11 protein-coding genes are annotated in these 16,150 nt (G+C 64.7%); 9 read left to right on the top strand and 2 right to left on the bottom strand.

Annotated features, from left to right (window positions below; genetic code table 11):
• Window positions 1-34 precede the first annotated feature (34 nt).
• The 3 genes from QP140_RS00795 to QP140_RS00785 are packed head-to-tail and all read left to right on the top strand — an operon-like array spanning window position 35 to window position 4,507.
• Window positions 35-1,633: an ABC transporter substrate-binding protein gene (locus QP140_RS00795; protein WP_284757541.1), complete on the top strand. Its 1,599-nt coding sequence runs from the start codon at window positions 35-37 to the stop codon at window positions 1,631-1,633.
• 17 nt (window positions 1,634-1,650) lie between these two features.
• Entirely contained in the window at window positions 1,651-2,238 is a 588-nt protein-coding gene (locus QP140_RS00790; RefSeq protein WP_148811743.1) for an adenine phosphoribosyltransferase, read from the top strand.
• Complete coding sequence (locus QP140_RS00785) at window positions 2,231-4,507, top strand: RelA/SpoT family protein (RefSeq protein ID WP_284757539.1); 2,277 nt, start codon at window positions 2,231-2,233, stop codon at window positions 4,505-4,507. The genes QP140_RS00790 and QP140_RS00785 overlap by 8 nt, the downstream gene beginning before the upstream one ends.
• 90 nt (window positions 4,508-4,597) lie before the next feature.
• Here QP140_RS00785 and QP140_RS00780 read toward each other — a convergent pair whose 3' ends face one another.
• A complete protein-coding gene (locus tag QP140_RS00780) occupies window positions 4,598-5,458 on the bottom strand; it encodes a peptidylprolyl isomerase (RefSeq protein ID WP_284757537.1) in 861 nt (286 codons plus the stop codon).
• Between the two features lie 144 nt (window positions 5,459-5,602).
• Between QP140_RS00780 and QP140_RS00775 the strand changes: the two genes are divergently transcribed.
• Both QP140_RS00775 and hisS read left to right on the top strand, forming a co-directional pair.
• Window positions 5,603-6,307, top strand: coding sequence for an MBL fold metallo-hydrolase (locus QP140_RS00775; protein WP_284757535.1), 705 nt, complete (start codon window positions 5,603-5,605; stop codon window positions 6,305-6,307).
• Between the two features lie 40 nt (window positions 6,308-6,347).
• Window positions 6,348-7,631, top strand: a complete 1,284-nt coding sequence (gene hisS / locus QP140_RS00770; protein ID WP_284757533.1) for a histidine--tRNA ligase — start codon at window positions 6,348-6,350, stop codon at window positions 7,629-7,631.
• A 153-nt stretch (window positions 7,632-7,784) separates the two neighbouring features.
• On the opposite strand, the gene ypfJ is transcribed toward hisS, so the two are convergent.
• Window positions 7,785-8,720, bottom strand: a complete 936-nt coding sequence (gene ypfJ, locus QP140_RS00765; RefSeq protein ID WP_012360196.1) for a KPN_02809 family neutral zinc metallopeptidase — start codon at window positions 8,718-8,720, stop codon at window positions 7,785-7,787.
• 94 nt (window positions 8,721-8,814) lie between these two features.
• Here ypfJ and aspS point away from each other — a divergent pair, with 94 nt between their 5' ends.
• From aspS to alaS, 4 genes are all read left to right on the top strand, one after another.
• Window positions 8,815-10,635 (top strand): aspartate--tRNA ligase, encoded by a 1,821-nt coding sequence (gene aspS, locus QP140_RS00760; RefSeq protein WP_284757530.1) that lies wholly within the window; start codon window positions 8,815-8,817, stop codon window positions 10,633-10,635.
• A gap of 71 nt (window positions 10,636-10,706) precedes the next feature.
• Window positions 10,707-11,966 (top strand): phosphotransferase, encoded by a 1,260-nt coding sequence (locus QP140_RS00755; protein WP_246818081.1) that lies wholly within the window; start codon window positions 10,707-10,709, stop codon window positions 11,964-11,966.
• Window positions 11,967-11,973: 7 nt separating this feature from the next.
• Complete coding sequence (locus tag QP140_RS00750; protein ID WP_442874972.1) at window positions 11,974-13,359, top strand: replication-associated recombination protein A; 1,386 nt, start codon at window positions 11,974-11,976, stop codon at window positions 13,357-13,359.
• A 107-nt stretch (window positions 13,360-13,466) separates the two neighbouring features.
• Window positions 13,467-16,133, top strand: a complete 2,667-nt coding sequence (gene alaS, locus QP140_RS00745; RefSeq protein WP_070758956.1) for an alanine--tRNA ligase — start codon at window positions 13,467-13,469, stop codon at window positions 16,131-16,133.
• Window positions 16,134-16,150 lie beyond the last annotated feature (17 nt).

Here is a 16,150-nt window from a genome sequence, read left to right as displayed (position 1 = left end):
GGTGAATCCCAGCGGACGCTTAAGGAGGTGTGAAGTGTTCAAGCATCGCGGATTCCGCGCGGGAATAGCGACCCTGGCCGTTGGCGCTCTGCTGGCCGGCTGCTCTAGCAATGGCGGCGGGTTGGGCCGCGCCGAACCACAGTTCGGCTACCAGCTTCCGACCACCCCGGTCACCACCAACGCGGGGTCGGCTGTCGGGGTGGCTACTGATGCGGCAAAACTTTCTGCCCGCCTGTACCCAGGTGCCTTCCTCGCTGGACCGGAGGGCCAAATGCTGCCCAACCGGGATCTGGTCGAGGTCACTCCGAGCGAGAAGCACCAGGAAGTCGTCGACTACAAGATCAACCCGAAGGCAAAATACTCCGATGGGCACAAGGTCGTGTGCGATGACTTCCAGCTGACAAAACTGGCCAGCGAGCGTGCCGATCTTTTCGCCTCCGATTTGCCGATCTATCACCAGGTCGCCGAACTACACTGCGCCCCGGGCGCCGACCGCTTCCGGGTGGTGTTCAAACCGGGGTTCGGCCAGCGGTACCGCGAACTTTTCAGCGCGGGAACCGTACTTCCTGCCCACAGCGTCACCAAGCGGGCCGAGGTGGAATCAGTCACCGCAGCCACCGAATCTGGGGTAGAGGAGGACCTGGCTCGCCTCGGCAAGGCCTGGCAAGAGCTCTTCGATATCACCAAGACGGACCCCGCCTCAGTCCCGACATTCGGCCCATACCGAATCGCTGAGAAGGGGGAGCAAGGCCAGTTGGTGCTCCGGGAGAACCCGGAATGGGCGGGGGACCGCCCCGCGCAGGTGCCGATCTACGTGTGGGGCCCGGAAGCAGACCTACCGAAGCTCGCCGAGGACCACCAGATTTCGGTGCTCGATGCGCCCGTAAAGACGGATTTCGCCGCCGCCGGCATCGCGTCCGAGAAGTTCTCGATTAGCCGCCAGCCCAGCGATCGTCTGGATACCCTGAGCCTCGCGGACACCGGAATCTTCGCCGACGAAGGCGCCCGGCACGCCTTCAGCGCCTGCATCGACCGCAAGGCCCTCGTGAAGACCGTGTCGGAGTTCTCCCGCAATCGCGTGACAGCCACCGGTTTGCGTGTTGTGCAGCCATCTGCGCCGACTCACCCCCGCTTGCGCGCGCTGTCCGGGGCCCACATGAACCGGGATATCCAGGCGGCGAAGGGGGCTCTCGAGGGAGCTACCGTGCGCATCGGCTACCTGAAGGAACGCGAGCGCTACGCCAAGCAGGTGGAGAGCATCAAGAACAGCTGCGCGGAGGCCGGGATCACCGTAGAAGCGGTGCCTCTTTCCGCCGCGAATTATGGAACCTTGGGGGAGGACTACGACGCGTTGCTGTCGACCCTCAGCGGTTTCGGCCGCAATGGGCTCAGCAAGGCCAACCAGGCATCGCTGCTGCCGGAGCTTCTCCGCGCGGAAAAGGAACTGCAGCAAGCGATGTGGACGATTCCGCTGACCACCGAGCCGCGGGCCATCGCAACCCTGAAAAATGTGGACAATGTCGTGGATAACCCGGGCAATGTGGGGCTCAGCTGGAACATGGACCGGTGGGTCGAGCTAGACCACATCCCCGAAACCAACAGCCCCACGGACACCCCCACCAAGAAGTCTTAAAGGATTAGTCGACAACCATGACCCAGGCATCAGAGTTCATCCTCTCCGACCCGAGCGCGATTGAGCGTCAGGAGTATGCCCAGAAGCTGCTCGCCGATCACATTCGGCTCGTGCCAGGATTCCCCGCCGAAGGCATTGTTTTCGAGGACCTCACGCCGGCACTCGCCGACGCGGAGGCTTTCCGAGCTGTCGTTTGCTCCTTGGCTGACGCTGCCCGGGAGATGGAACCAGACCTGATCGCTGGTCTCGATGCGCGTGGCTTCTTGCTCGGCAGCGCCGTGGCTTATGAGCTGGGCCTCGGTATCCTCGCGGTGCGCAAGGGCGGAAAACTGCCGCCGCCGGTTCACCAGGCCAACTATCAGCTGGAGTACGGCACCGCCACGCTCGAGATCCCAGCCGACGGCTTGGATCTGCGGGGCCGCCGGGTACTGCTGCTCGACGACGTCCTGGCGACCGGGGGCACCCTCCAGGCCGCTCGCAGCTTGCTTGACAAAGCTGGTGCGACGGTCTGTGGCCTTGGGGTAGTACTTGAGGTACAAGCGCTGGACGGTCGACAGCGCTTCCCTGATATCCCGTTGTATGTCGTAGGAACCGATCATGAGTAACGAAAAGGGTTCGCTGTGGATGGCGGCGCGCATCGCGCGCACCCTGACGGGGACCGCCCGCCCGAAGGTGAACCCTGTGCTGGCACCACTCATCGTGGTGCACCGGAAGTTCCATCCGAAGGCGAACCTCGAGGTTCTCAACCGGGCGTATGACACCGCGGAGCGACTTCACGACGGCGTGATGCGCAAGTCGGGCGAGCCGTACATTACCCACCCGCTCGCCGTGGCGACCATCGCCGCGGAGATCGGCATGGACACCACCACGCTGGTGGCAGCACTCCTGCACGACACCGTCGAGGACACCGACTATTCACTCGAGGAGCTCACCGCTGATTTCGGCGAGGAGGTTGCGCGCCTCGTGGACGGTGTCACCAAGCTGGACAAGGTGGCGCTCGGTTCCGCAGCGGAGGCCGAGACCGTCCGAAAGATGATCGTGGCGATGTCGCACGACCCCCGCGTGCTGGTCATCAAGGTCTGCGACCGGCTGCACAACATGCGGACCATGCGCTTCTTGCCGCCGGAGAAGCAGGCGAAGAAGGCTCGCGAAACGCTGGAGGTCATCGCACCACTGGCGCACCGGCTGGGGATGGCGACCGTCAAGTGGGAGCTGGAGGACCTCGCCTTTGCGATCCTGTATCCGCGCAAGTACGAGGAGATCGTCCGCATCGTCGCGGACCGAGCCCCCAAGCGCGACCAGTACATCGCCCGCGTCAAGGATGAAATCGAGTCCGCGATGCAGGACACCGGCATCAACGCCGAGGTCGTGGGCAGGCCGAAGCACTACTGGTCGATCTACCAGAAGATGATCGTCCGCGGCCGCGACTTTGACGAGATTTTCGACCTGGTGGGAATCCGAATCCTGGTGGAAACCGTCCGCGACTGCTACGCCGCCGTTGGCGCGGTCCACGCCTTGTACCAGCCCATGCCCGGCCGTTTTAAGGACTACATCAGCTCGCCGCGTTTCGGCGTCTACAAGTCCCTGCACACCACCGTGCTTGGCCCGGACGCGAAGCCGCTTGAGATCCAGATCCGCACTCTGGAGATGCACCGCAACGCCGAATACGGCATTGCCGCGCACTGGCGCTACAAGGAGACCCGCGGCACCCACAGTGGAACCAGCGAGGACCTGGACCAGATGGCGTGGATGCGCCAACTGTTGGACTGGCAGAAGGAGGCTGCGGATCCGAATGAGTTCCTGGATTCGCTGCGCTACGACCTCTCCACCGACGAGATCTTTGTGTTCACCCCCAAGGGCGACGCCGTCACGCTGCCAGCGGGAGCAACCCCCGTGGACTTCGCCTACTCCGTGCACACCGAGGTCGGGCACCGCTGCATTGGCGCGAAGGTCAATGGACGTTTGGTTGCGCTGGAAAGCAAGCTGCAGACCGGCGACAAGGTAGAGATCTTTACCTCCAAGGACCAGTCGGCGGGCCCCAGCAAGGACTGGCTGAACTTCGTCGTTGTGCCCCGAGCCAGGGCCCGCATCAAGCAGTGGTTTGCCAAGGAACGCCGCGGTGAGGCTGTCGAGGTCGGACGTGACGCGCTCGCCGCGGAGGTGCAGCGTAATGGCGTGCCGGTGCAGCGCCTGTTCACTCCCGAATCAGTCCGCGCCCTGGCAGCCGACCTGGGGTACGACGACGTCGACGCCCTGTACGCTGCCATCGGCCGCCACGAGGTCACCGCCGGGCACGTCGTCAACCAGCTTATGGACCAGCTCGCTGGCGAGGACGATGCGCCCCCGATGCTGCCCAACGAGGTTCCCGTCCACCCGGCGAGCCGGATCGCGAACACCCCGCAGGAGGGCCGTGGCGACGGCTCCGGCATCCTCGTGCAGGGGGAGGCGGACTTCTCCGCGAAGCTGGCGAAGTGCTGCACCCCGGTGCCGGGCGATGCGATCTTCGGCTTCATCACCAAGGGTGGCGGAGTCTCGGTGCACCGCACAGACTGCACCAACGCTCCGAAGCTGCACCAGGACCAGGAAAGAATCATCGAGGTGGGCTGGGCGCAGAGTTTCCAGAACGCCGTGTTCCTCGTGACGATCCAGATCGAGGGTCTGGACCGCAACGGCCTGCTCTCCGAGGTCACCCGCGTGGTTAGCGAGCAGAAGGTGCCGATCATCGCGACGAGCTCGCGCACCTCGGAGGACCGGGTGGCGATGATCCGTTTCACCTTCGAGGTCTCCGATACTAAGCAGCTGGGCTACCTGATGGGGCAGCTGCGCAACATCGAGGGTGTGTTCGACGTCTACCGAGTCACCACGGGCGGCTAGGACCCAGCCAACCCCCGTCGGGGCAGGAGCAACGACGAAGCCCGGGCACCCATGCGGGGTACCCGGGCTTTGCGCAGCTGGAGTAGGGATCTAGCTGACGGTGGCCTTTTCGATCTTGACCTCATCAGCCGGCTTGCCGTCGCCCTCTGGGGCGGCGTCGTAGATCTTGTCCAGGGTGGCCAGGCCCTCGTCGCTGATCTTGCCGAAGACGTTGTACGCCGGTGGCAGCGTGGTGTCCTTCGTGACGAGGAAGAACTGGGAGCCATTGGTGTCCGGGCCGGAGTTAGCCATTGCCAGGGTGCCGCGCGGGTAGGTCAGCGGGGACTGGCTCTCGCCCTCGGCCACACCGTTGAGTGGGAATTCGTCGCCGAACTTGTAGCCCGGTCCGCCCGTGCCCTTGCCGGTCGGGTCGCCGCACTGCAGGATACCCATCTGATCGGACTTCACGTGGCGGTGGCAGACCGTGTTATCGAAGTAGTTCTGCTTGGCCAGCGACTCGAAGCTGTTCACCGAGCACGGGGAGGTGCCGCGGTCCAGCTCGATGGGAATCTCGCCGGCGGTGGTCTTCAGGTTCACCTTCACCAGGCCATCGGTCGGGATGTTCTCGGTGCCCGGCTTATCGACCTGCTTGGCCGCGCCGCCCTCATCCTCGTACTCGCAGCTGACCTGCTTCGGGTAGGCCGTCATCGGGCCGTCTGGCAGCGGCGGGTACTGCTGCTCCTCCTGAGCCTGGGTTTCGGTCTGATCCTCGGAGTCATCGGAGCCCGTGTAGGTGCTGGCGAAGTAGATGCCGCCCACGATCGCGGCCAGGACCACGACGGTGGTCACCATCACGCCGAGCGGCGCGAGCTTAGCCTTGCGCTCGCGACCTTTAATCGCCTTGTCGAGGTTATCCAGCGCCTCGTCGCGGCGCTGCGCGTTGGGCATCTTGCGCCCAGTGTTCTCACTCACGTGTTGAACCGGTGCCTTTCTTCCTGCGTGATCATCTTCAGCGTGATCATGGACGATTCGCGCAGAGCCTGGCTGTGGGGCCGCGGGCCTGCGTAACCTTTCCCATTATGCCCTAAGAAAACTATTTTCTGACACGATGGGGGCATGAAGAACTCCGAGAACACCGGTGCAGGGGCGCCCGCACCCACCTTCGAGCTGCTGGGCTTTCCGGCGGGCGCCTTTCAGACCAATTGCTACGTGCTGATCAATGCGGACGAATCCGCAGCACGCGACGAGCAGGGACGCAGGCCCGCAACGGTGGTGGACCCAGGACACGGAGCCCACGAGGTCATTATCGATGCCGCGAGCGAGCACAACTTCTATGTGGAGTCGATCGTGCTGACCCATGGCCACATCGACCACATGCGAGATGCCGCGGAGTTCGGGGTGCCCGTGCACGTCCACGAATATGACCGTTCGATGCTCGAGAACCCGGGCATGTACACCAACGTCCTCGACTTTGCACGCATCTTCGACACGGAGAACATGCGGGTCCCGGAGGATATCCGGAACCTCGGCGACGAGATCAGCATCGGTGGTCAAACCTTTACCGTCCACCACATGCCGGGGCATTCGCCCGGATCCGTCATGTTCCGCATGCCGGGGCTGATCCTGGGCGGGGACGTCCTCTTCAACGGCGGCGTGGGACGGACGGACCTGCCTGGTTCGGACCCAGCTGATATGACGCTCTCCCTGAAGCGCCTGTCCGCCGAGTTCGATGACGACGACGTCGTCCTGCCCGGTCACGGTCCGCAGACAACGATCGGTCAGGAAAAGAAGACCAACCCCTTCTTGCACGAGGTGGGGTAGTGCTACGCCCGCGGCGGGCCAGCCACTAAGATCTGGTGGCGTGACTAACTCAGGTGAAAAGAAGTTCCAGCCGCTGCACGCCCCGAAGGGCATTCCGGACTACGTGCCACCACAGTCCAGCGAATTCCTGGCGGTGCGCACCGCGTTTCTCGACGCCGCCCACAACGCCGGTTACGAGCACATCGAGCTGCCCGTGTTCGAGGACACCTCGCTGTTCGCCCGCGGTGTGGGGGAGTCTACCGATGTGGTGAGCAAGGAAATGTATACCTTCGCTGACCGGGGTGGTCGCTCGGTGACGCTGCGTCCGGAGGGGACCGCTGGCGTGATGCGTGCGGTGATTCAACACAACCTCGATCGTGGGCAGCTGCCAGCCAAGCTGGCCTACCACGGTCCGTTTTTCCGCTACGAGCGCCCGCAGGCCGGCCGTTTCCGCCAGCTCCAGCAGGTCGGCGTGGAGGCCATCGGGGTGGACGACCCGGCGCTGGATGCCGAGGTCATCGCCCTGGCAGACCGCTGCTTCCGCGCCATCGGGCTGGACGGCTTCCGCCTCGAGCTGACGAGCCTGGGGGATAGCACCGATCGCCCGGCATATCGCGCGAAGCTTCAGGAGTTCCTGGCCACGCTGCCGCTGGATGAGGAGACCCAGCGTCGCGCGGAGCTCAACCCGCTGCGTGTGCTGGACGATAAGCGCCCGCAGATGCAGGAGATGCTGCAAGATGCACCGCTGATGAAGGACCACCTCTCCGATTCCTCCCGCGAGCACTTCGAGACCGTCACCGGCCTGCTGGAGGACATGGGAGTGGCGTACACGGTCAACCCGCGCATGGTTCGCGGGCTGGATTACTACACCAAGACCTGCTTCGAGTTCGTTCACGACGGCCTCGGGGCTCAGTCCGGGATTGGCGGTGGCGGTCGCTACGACGGTCTGATGGCTCAGCTCGGCGGCCAGGATCTCTCCGGCATCGGCTTCGGCCTCGGCGTGGACCGAGCCCTGCTGGCGCTCGAAGCGGAGGGCAAGACCGCCTCGACCGGTCGCCGCGTGGACGTGTTCGGCATCCCGATGGGCGATGCCGCGAAGCGCCACATGGTTGGCCTGATCAACGAGCTGCGCGCGGCGGGCGTTGCTGCGGACATGGCCTACGGCAACCGTGGGCTCAAGGGGGCGATGAAGGCAGCCAACCGGGCGAACGCTCAGCTCGCCGTCGTCATCGGCGACCAGGAGCTCGAGGCCGGCACCGTGGCAGTGAAGGACCTGCAGCTTGGGGAGCAGCACGACGTCGCGGTGGCGGACTTGACCACCCACATCCGTCAGCAGCTGGCGTAGTCCCCGGATCACCACGCGGGACTTTCGGCCAAAAAGAACGGCACTGTGCTTTCTCGCACAGTGCCGTTTTCGTTGCCGTGGGTTCTTCGGCCGCCCAGAATGAAGCACTACTGGAGGGCCTTAGCCGATGGCGTGCGCCCAAGCTGATGGCGCTTAGCGGCGGAAGTTCGCCTCGCAGCTGGCCATTGTTCCGCCCTGGTAGCCGCGCAGGAATGCGTCCACGCGCTGCTGGGAGGAGCCGTGAGTCCACTTCTCCGGGTTGACCGAGCGACCGGCGGACTTCTGGATGGCATCATCGCCGATGGACTGGGCAGTTTTCACGGCCTGATCCACCTGGTCCTGTGTGATCGGGTCGAGCATGGCGTCCGGCCCCTTATCTGCCTGGCTAGCCCACAGACCCGCGTAGCAGTCAGCCTGCAGCTCCATCTTCACGGCGTTGGAGTCCTCACCCGGGTTGTTGTAATCGGAGAGACCGAGGTTGCCCTCGAGGTGTTGAATGTGGTGGCCGAACTCGTGGGCGACAACATACATCTGGGCGAACGGGCCATCGGAGCCACCCATCTGCCGCAGCTGCTTAAAGAATGGCGTCGCGAAGTAGGCGGTCTCATCGCCCGGGCAGTAGAACGGTCCGGACTGGGAGGCATCAGCCGCCCCGCAGGCGGTGTTCAACTGACCAGAGCCGATGAAGAGCCCCGGCTTGGTGTACTCAATATTCGCCTCCTGGGGGAGCGCCTCGCCCCAGAAGTCGTCCAGAACCGTCGCGGTGGCCTGGATGCGGCAGTCGTCGTGCTCGTTGGCGTCCTCGTACGTCTTGCAGTGCGCGAGCGCATCCGAGTCGGTCTGCGGGCCCTGCACATTGTTGGCCCCGCCGCCAATGCCTGGGATTCCGCCGCCGCTGTTGAGGAAGAAGATCACCAAGCCGGCGATGATGATGCCGGGCAGCCCGAAACGAGCGCCCACCTGACTCACCAACATGTTGATGAGGAAGTTGCCGCCGCCACGGTTTCCGCCGCCGAAGTTGGAGCCCCCGGAATTGCCGCCACCTTGGGCGCGGCCGGAGGAGTCGCCTAGATTTTGATTGAAGGTCACGCCCTAAAGTTTGCCACACTTGTTGATGGACTAAGCTGAAGGGTTGAATTCGACACCTTTTTCAAAGATTGAAAGCATCGGAAGGATAAGCGACGTGCTGCGAACCCATCTAGCAGGCGAACTTCGCCCAGGAGACATCGACTCGGAGGTCACCCTCACCGGCTGGGTAGGCCGTCGCCGAGACCACGGTGGCGTGATCTTCATCGACCTGCGCGACCGTTCCGGCGTCGCACAGGTCGTGTTCCGCGAGTCCGAGGTCGCCGAGCGCGCCCACGCGCTGCGCAGCGAGTACTGTGTCCGCGTCCGCGGTCGCGTGGAGGCCCGTCCGGAGGGTTCCGAGAACCCGAACCTGCCGTCCGGCGCCGTCGAGGTCAACGTCAGCGAGCTCGAGGTACTCAACGAGTCCGCCGCGCTGCCGTTCCAGATCGACGACCCGTCCTCCGCCGGCGAGGTCGGCGAGGAGACCCGCCTGAAGTACCGTTACCTGGATCTGCGCCGCGCCTCCCAGGGCGACGCACTCCGCTTGCGCTCCAAGGCCAACGCTGCGGCTCGCAAGGTTCTCGAGCGCCACGATTTCACGGAGATCGAGACCCCGACGCTGACCCGTTCCACCCCGGAGGGCGCACGTGACTTCCTGGTTCCGGCACGCCTGAAGCCAGGCACCTTCTACGCTCTGCCGCAGTCCCCGCAGCTGTTCAAGCAGCTGCTCATGGTCGCCGGCATGGAGCGGTACTACCAGATTGCCCGCTGCTACCGGGACGAGGACTTCCGCGCCGACCGCCAGCCGGAGTTCACCCAGCTGGACGTCGAGATGAGCTTCGTCGACCAGGAGGACGTCATCGCCCTGGCCGAGGAGATCCTCACCGAGGTGTGGTCCACCGCCGGTTACGAGGTCCAGACCCCGTTCCCGCGCATGACCTACGCTGACGCAATGCGCCTCTACGGCTCCGATAAGCCGGATCTGCGCTTCGACATCCAGATCACTGAGTGCACCGAGTTCTTCAAGGACACGACCTTCCGCGTGTTCCAGAACGAGTACGTCGGTGCCGTCGTCATGGATGGTGGGGCCAGCCAGCCACGCCGCCAGCTCGACGCCTGGCAGGAGTGGGCCAAGCAGCGCGGTGCAAAGGGCCTGGCCTACATCCTGGTGGGCGAGGACGGCGAGCTGTCCGGTCCAGTCGCGAAGAACATCACCGACGACGAGCGCGCTGGTATTGCCGACCACGTCGGTGCGAAGCCGGGCGACTGCATCTTCTTTGCAGCCGGCGACACCAAGTCTTCCCGCGGCCTGCTGGGCGCGGCACGCGGCGAGATCGCCCAGAAGCTGGGGCTCATCGACGACAACAAGTGGGCCTTCACCTGGGTCGTTGACGCGCCGATGTTCGAGCCTGCAGCAGATGCCCGCGCAGAGGGCGATGTGGCTCTTGGCAACTCCGCATGGACTGCCGTGCACCACGCATTCACCTCCCCGAAGCCGGAGTTCCTGGACTCCTTCGACCAGGATCCGGGTTCCGCGCTGGCCTACGCCTACGACATCGTCTGCAACGGCAACGAGATCGGTGGCGGCTCCATTCGTATCCACCAGCGGGACGTCCAGGAACGAGTGTTCCAGGTCATGGGAATCTCCCAGGAGGAGGCCCGCGAGAAGTTCGGCTTCCTGCTCGACGCCTTCGCCTTCGGCGCTCCGCCGCACGGCGGCATCGCGTTCGGCTGGGACCGAATCGTCAGCCTGCTGGGCGGCTTCGACTCCATCCGCGATGTCATCGCCTTCCCGAAGTCCGGCGGCGGTGTCGACCCACTGACGGATGCACCGAGCGAGATCACCCCGGAGCAGCGTAAGGAATCCGGCATCGACGCGAAGCCGAAGAAGGCCGCAGAGGCGCAGGCCGGTGCAGCCAAGACCAGCTCCAAGTAGCGCGAAAAGATAAAAAGACCAGCTGGGTGGCACATGGTGCCGGCCCGTTGGCAATGAGGATGAGTAAACAGGTGTCCGAACACAATCCAGCCCTCTCCGTGGCGGCAGTAGGCGAGTCCGCGCAGCGAGTCCTCGCCGCCCGCTTCGGCGGATCGCCGGAACTGAGCAGCCCGGAGAACCTCGGAGGAAACGGATCCTCCCTGGTCCTGCGCGCTCGGGTCGGGCACAATGACTTCCTCCAAGAACGCACGGTGGTGGTCAAACAGCTACCACCTGAGGCCTCGGGCGAAGATCACTCATCCCTCGGGGACCCGGAGGCCAACCGGTCACGCGGTAGCAGGAGAATCTCCTTCGACCGCACCGGGCTTTTCCGCGAGCTCGTGGCTTATCAGTTCACAAACACCCTGGCTGAGGAATCACGGCCAGGCCCCTTGCTGCTGGCGTATGACATCGAGGAACGCCTCCTGATCCTCTCGGACCTTGGTGAAGGCCAGAATTTCGCTGAGGTGCTCACTCAATTGCCGGCCAAGGATCGCCGCACCGCACTGCGGAAGCTGGGGCGGTCACTCGGTCGCATGCACGTAGCTACCGCAGGTAAAGAGGAGTCCTATGACACCCTCTTCCGCCGCCAGTGCCAGAAGCATGGCTACGACTTTGAGGATGTCGCCGACCAGCAGCCGAAGATTGAGGACACCATCGCGCTCGGACTGGAGCTGATGGAGGGCAACTCAATCGCCATGCACCCGGAGGTCACCCGGTTGGCGAACCTGTCGGCGAAGCGACAGTCGGATGCCACCGCTCGTGCCTTCACTCCGTTCGACCTCATGCCGGATAACATCGTCTTGGCGCAGCGCGTGTTCTTCCTCGACTACGAGTGGGCAGGGTTCCGCGATATTGCCTTCGACGTCGCGTGTGTCATGGCCGGTTTCCCACAGGACCTGACGACCCCGGCCCTGAACGATCAGGAGACCGCCGAGTTCCTCGATGCCTGGCGCGCAGAGGTCGTGCACTACTGGCCGGAGTTCCGGGACGACGCCTACTTCAACGAGGTCCTGGTGGCCTCGCTGGTCGCGTGGGCCTTCTTCTCTCTGGCGCTCCTGTATTACGGTTCCGATAAGGTTAATGACCTGCGCGAATTCGATATCGAGGTCGATGACTTGAAGAAGCTGACGACCGCACAGCTCATCGATCTCGCGACCACCGTGGACGCCGTCTTGCGCTTCACGGCGGGGCTGGGCGAGGAGCGTTTCGCACCCGTCATTGAGCTTGCAGAAAATCTCCTGGCGGCGCTGGCCCCGCTGGGCGCGCACCCGCAGCGACGCGAGGACTAGGCGCGACGTGGAGGACCTGTTCACCCAGGCCGAACCCAACCAGTCTGGGACCGGTGCAGCGGAGGCGGAAGCATACTTTCACCCGGGTTCGCATGCGCCGCTGGCAGTCCGCATGCGGCCGCGAAGCCTGGCTGAGGTGGTGGGGCAGGACCACGTGCTGGGGCCGGGGACCCCGCTGCAGCGGCTCATTGACGGGCGCGGCGACTCCTCCGTCATCCTGTTCGGGCCACCCGGCACGGGCAAAACCACCATCGCATCGCTGATCTCGGCGGCATCCGGGCGCCACTTTGTCGCTCTGTCTGCCCTGAATTCCGGGGTCAAGGAGGTCCGGGCTGTCATCGAGGACGCCCGTCGTCGGCTGCTCCACGGGGAGCGCACCGTGCTCTTCATCGACGAGGTGCACCGTTTCTCCAAAACCCAGCAGGACGCCTTGCTCGCGGCGGTGGAGAACCGCACGGTGCTGTTGGTGGCCGCCACGACCGAGAACCCGAGCTTCTCCGTGGTCTCGCCGCTGCTCAGCCGCTCGCTGCTTGTCCAGCTGAAGTCTCTGGACGAAGAAGGCATCAAATCCGTGCTGCGTCGCGCCATCGCCGATGAGCGGGGCTTGGCCGACCAGGTGCAGATCGCTGACGACGCCCTGAACCAGCTCGCGGGGGTCTCCGGCGGGGATGCTCGACGCAGCCTGACGTACCTCGAGGCCGTCGCCGAGGACGTCCTGCAACAACAGCAGGACGGTGACGAGGCTCCCACGATCACGGTCGCCGACGTCACCCGCTCCACGAATAAGGCAGTGGCTCGCTACGACCGCGACGGCGACCAGCACTACGACGTCACGAGCGCATTCATCAAGTCCATGCGTGGCTCCGACCCGGATGCCGCGCTGCATTACCTTGCGCGGATGCTCGAAGGAGGGGAGGACCCCCGGTTCATCTCCCGGCGTTTAGTCATCGTCGCCTCTGAGGACATCGGAACCGCGGATCCTACTGCCCTGCAGGTCGCAGTCGCGGCGCACCAGGCGGTGAGCTTCATCGGTATGCCGGAGGCCCGCATCACGCTGGCCCATGCCACCGTCCACATGGCCACCGCCCCGAAGAGCAACGCCGCCTACGTTGGCATCAACGAGGCCATCGCCGACATCCGGGCGGGCAAGGGGGCGATCGTTCCAGCCCACCTGCGCGACGGACACTACAGCGGCGCGAAGGCCCTCGGAAACGCTACCGGCTACCAGTACCCGCACGATGATCCCCGGGGCGTGCTGCGCCAGCAGTACCTGCCGGATGACCTGGTCGAAGCGGAGTACTACCGGCCCACCACTCACGGCCACGAGCGTACGATCCACAGTCGCCTGGACACGCTGCGGGGTATTGTGCGTGGGTCGCGCCCGGGCAAGTAGAATGCCATCTGTAGTTTTAGCTTTCCCCGCGGCACGCAACCCGCAGGAGGCGGTCGGCCCCACTCAGGCCGCCAAGACAACCCGAGACAGATTGAGGTAGCACAACCGTGCAGACGCATGAGATTCGCCAGCGCTTCACCGACCATTTCGTGAAAAGCGGTCACACCGAGGTGCCCAGCGCGTCGTTGATCCTCGACGACCCGAACCTGCTCTTCGTCAACGCGGGTATGGTCCCCTTCAAGCCCTACTTCCTGGGCCAGGAGACCCCGCCGTTCGGCACCGCCACCTCCATCCAGAAGTGCGTGCGCACCCTCGATATCGACGAGGTCGGCATCACCACCCGCCACAACACCTTCTTCCAGATGGCCGGCAATTTCTCCTTCGGCCAGTACTTCAAGGAAGGCGCGATTAAGAACGCGTGGACGCTGCTGACCAATTCCGTTGACGACGGTGGCCTGGGAATGGACCCGGACCGCCTCTGGGTCACCGTCTACGAGGACGACGACGAGGCTGCGCAGCTGTGGCACGACCTTGTCGGTCTACCCACCGAGCGCATCCAGCGCCTCGGGATGGAGGATAACTACTGGCACATGGGCGTGCCCGGACCGTGTGGGCCGTGCTCCGAGATTTACTACGACCGTGGCCCGGCTTATGGTGCGGACGGTGGCCCGGCAGTGGACGATAGCCGATTCATCGAGATCTGGAACCTCGTGTTCATGGAGTTCGAGCGCGGCGAAACCAAGCCCGACGGCAGCTTCGACATCGTGGGCAACCTGCCGAAGAAGAACATCGATACCGGCATGGGTGTGGAGCGCCTCGCATTCCTGCTGCAGGGCGTGGATAACGTCTACGAGACCGACCTGCTGCGCCCGGTGATCGACACCGCCGAGAAGCTGACCGGCACTCGCTACGGCTCGGAGGATAAGGGCGATATCCGCTTCCGTGTCATCGCCGACCACAGCCGTACCGCGCTGATGCTCATCCTCGACGGCGTGACCCCAGGCAACGAGGGGCGTGGCTACATCCTGCGTCGCCTGATCCGCCGCATCATTCGCTCCGCCCGACTGCTGGGTGCTCAGGGGCCTGTCATCGAGCAGCTCCTGGACACCGTCCGCGAGGCGATGACCCCGTCCTACCCGGAGATCGCGGAGAACTGGGAGCGCATCCGCTCCGTGGGCGTGATCGAGGAGAAGGCCTTCCTGAAGACCCTCGAGTCCGGTTCCCAGCTTTTCGAGCAGTTCCTCACGGAGGCCCGCAACAGCGGCGCCACGGTGGTACCGGGCGAGGTTGCCTTCTCGCTGCACGACACCCACGGCTTCCCGATCGACCTGACCCGCGAGATGGCCGAGGAGGCCTCGCTGACGGTCGACGAGGAGGGCTTCCACGAGCTGATGGCCGAGCAGAAGGCTCGCGCCAAGGCTGATAACGCCGCCAAGAAGCACGTCCACGCGGACCTGAGCGTCTACCGCGCATTCATCGATTCCCACCCGACCCACTTCACCGGCTACGAGAACACGGTGGACGAGGGCAAGGTTCTGGGCCTGGTCGTCGACGGCCAGCTCGCCGACCGCGCGTCCGCCGGCCAGCACGCCCAGGTCATCCTGGATCAGACCCCGTTCTACGCTGAGTCGGGTGGCCAGATGGCCGACCGTGGCGACCTCCGCGGCCCAGGTGGCCTGGCTAAGGTCGTGGACGTCCAGAAGATCGCCAAGAAGGTCTGGGCGCACCAGATCGAGGTCACCGAGGGAGAGCTCGCCATCGGAGAGCTCCTCGAGGCCCGCGTCGACCAGAAGTGGCGCCACCAGGCCCGTCAGGCGCACTCCGGTACCCACCTGATCCACGCCGCGCTGCGCGAGGTGCTGGGACCGACAGCCGTGCAGGCCGGTTCCATGAACAAGCCCGGCTACCTGCGCTTCGACTTCTCCTACGGGGATCAGCTGACCGAGAAGCAGCTGCAGCAGATCGAGGAGATCGCGAACTCCGCGGTGGACACTGACTACCAGGTCAATACCATCGAGACCTCCCTGGAGGAGGCCAAGGCGATGGGTGCGATGGCGCTGTTCGGCGAGAACTACGGCAACCAGGTTCGTGTCGTCGAGATTGGCGGACCATTCTCCATGGAGCTGTGCGGCGGTATCCACGTGGACCACTCCTCCCAGATTGGCCCGATCAGCGTGCTCGGTGAGTCCTCCGTGGGCTCCGGCGTGCGCCGCATCGAGGCCTACACCGGAATGGATTCCTTCCGCCACCTCGCTGCCGACCGTTCCCTCGTCGCGAACCTCGCAGCGAATTTTAAGGCCACCAGCGAGGAGATCCCGGAGCGCATCGACGCGCTGACCGCCAAGCTCAAGGCCGCAGAGAAGCAGGTCCAGCAGCTGCGTGCCCAGCAGCTGGCAGCCCAGGTCGGCAGCATCGTGGACAGCGCCGCAGATGTATCCGGTGTGAAGGTGCTGACCCAGAACCTCGGGGAGGGCCTGGGTGCGAAGGACCTGCGTTCGGTGGCGCAGGACGCCATCGCCCGCTTCAACTCCGAGGCGGCGGTCGTGCTCTTCACTGCCCAGGACGGCGAAAAGGTTCCGTTCGTTGCCGCGGCCAACCCGCAGGCTGTCGAGCGTGGGCTGAAGGCCGGCGACCTGGTGAAGGCATTCGGCGCCGAGGTTGGTGGCCGCGGTGGCGGTAAGCCAGCCCTGGCGCAGGGCTCCGGTTCCGATGCTTCCGGTGTCGACGCCGGCCTGGCCGCCGTGCAGCGCCTCGTGAACGAGACCCTGAGCTAGTTCCGCGAGGTCGATCG

This window comes from Corynebacterium sp. UMB9976 (assembly GCF_030212265.1).
Lineage (GTDB): Bacteria > Actinomycetota > Actinomycetes > Mycobacteriales > Mycobacteriaceae > Corynebacterium.
The sequence above is the reverse complement of the archived record's forward strand: the minus strand, read 5'-3'. Positions and strand labels throughout refer to the sequence as shown.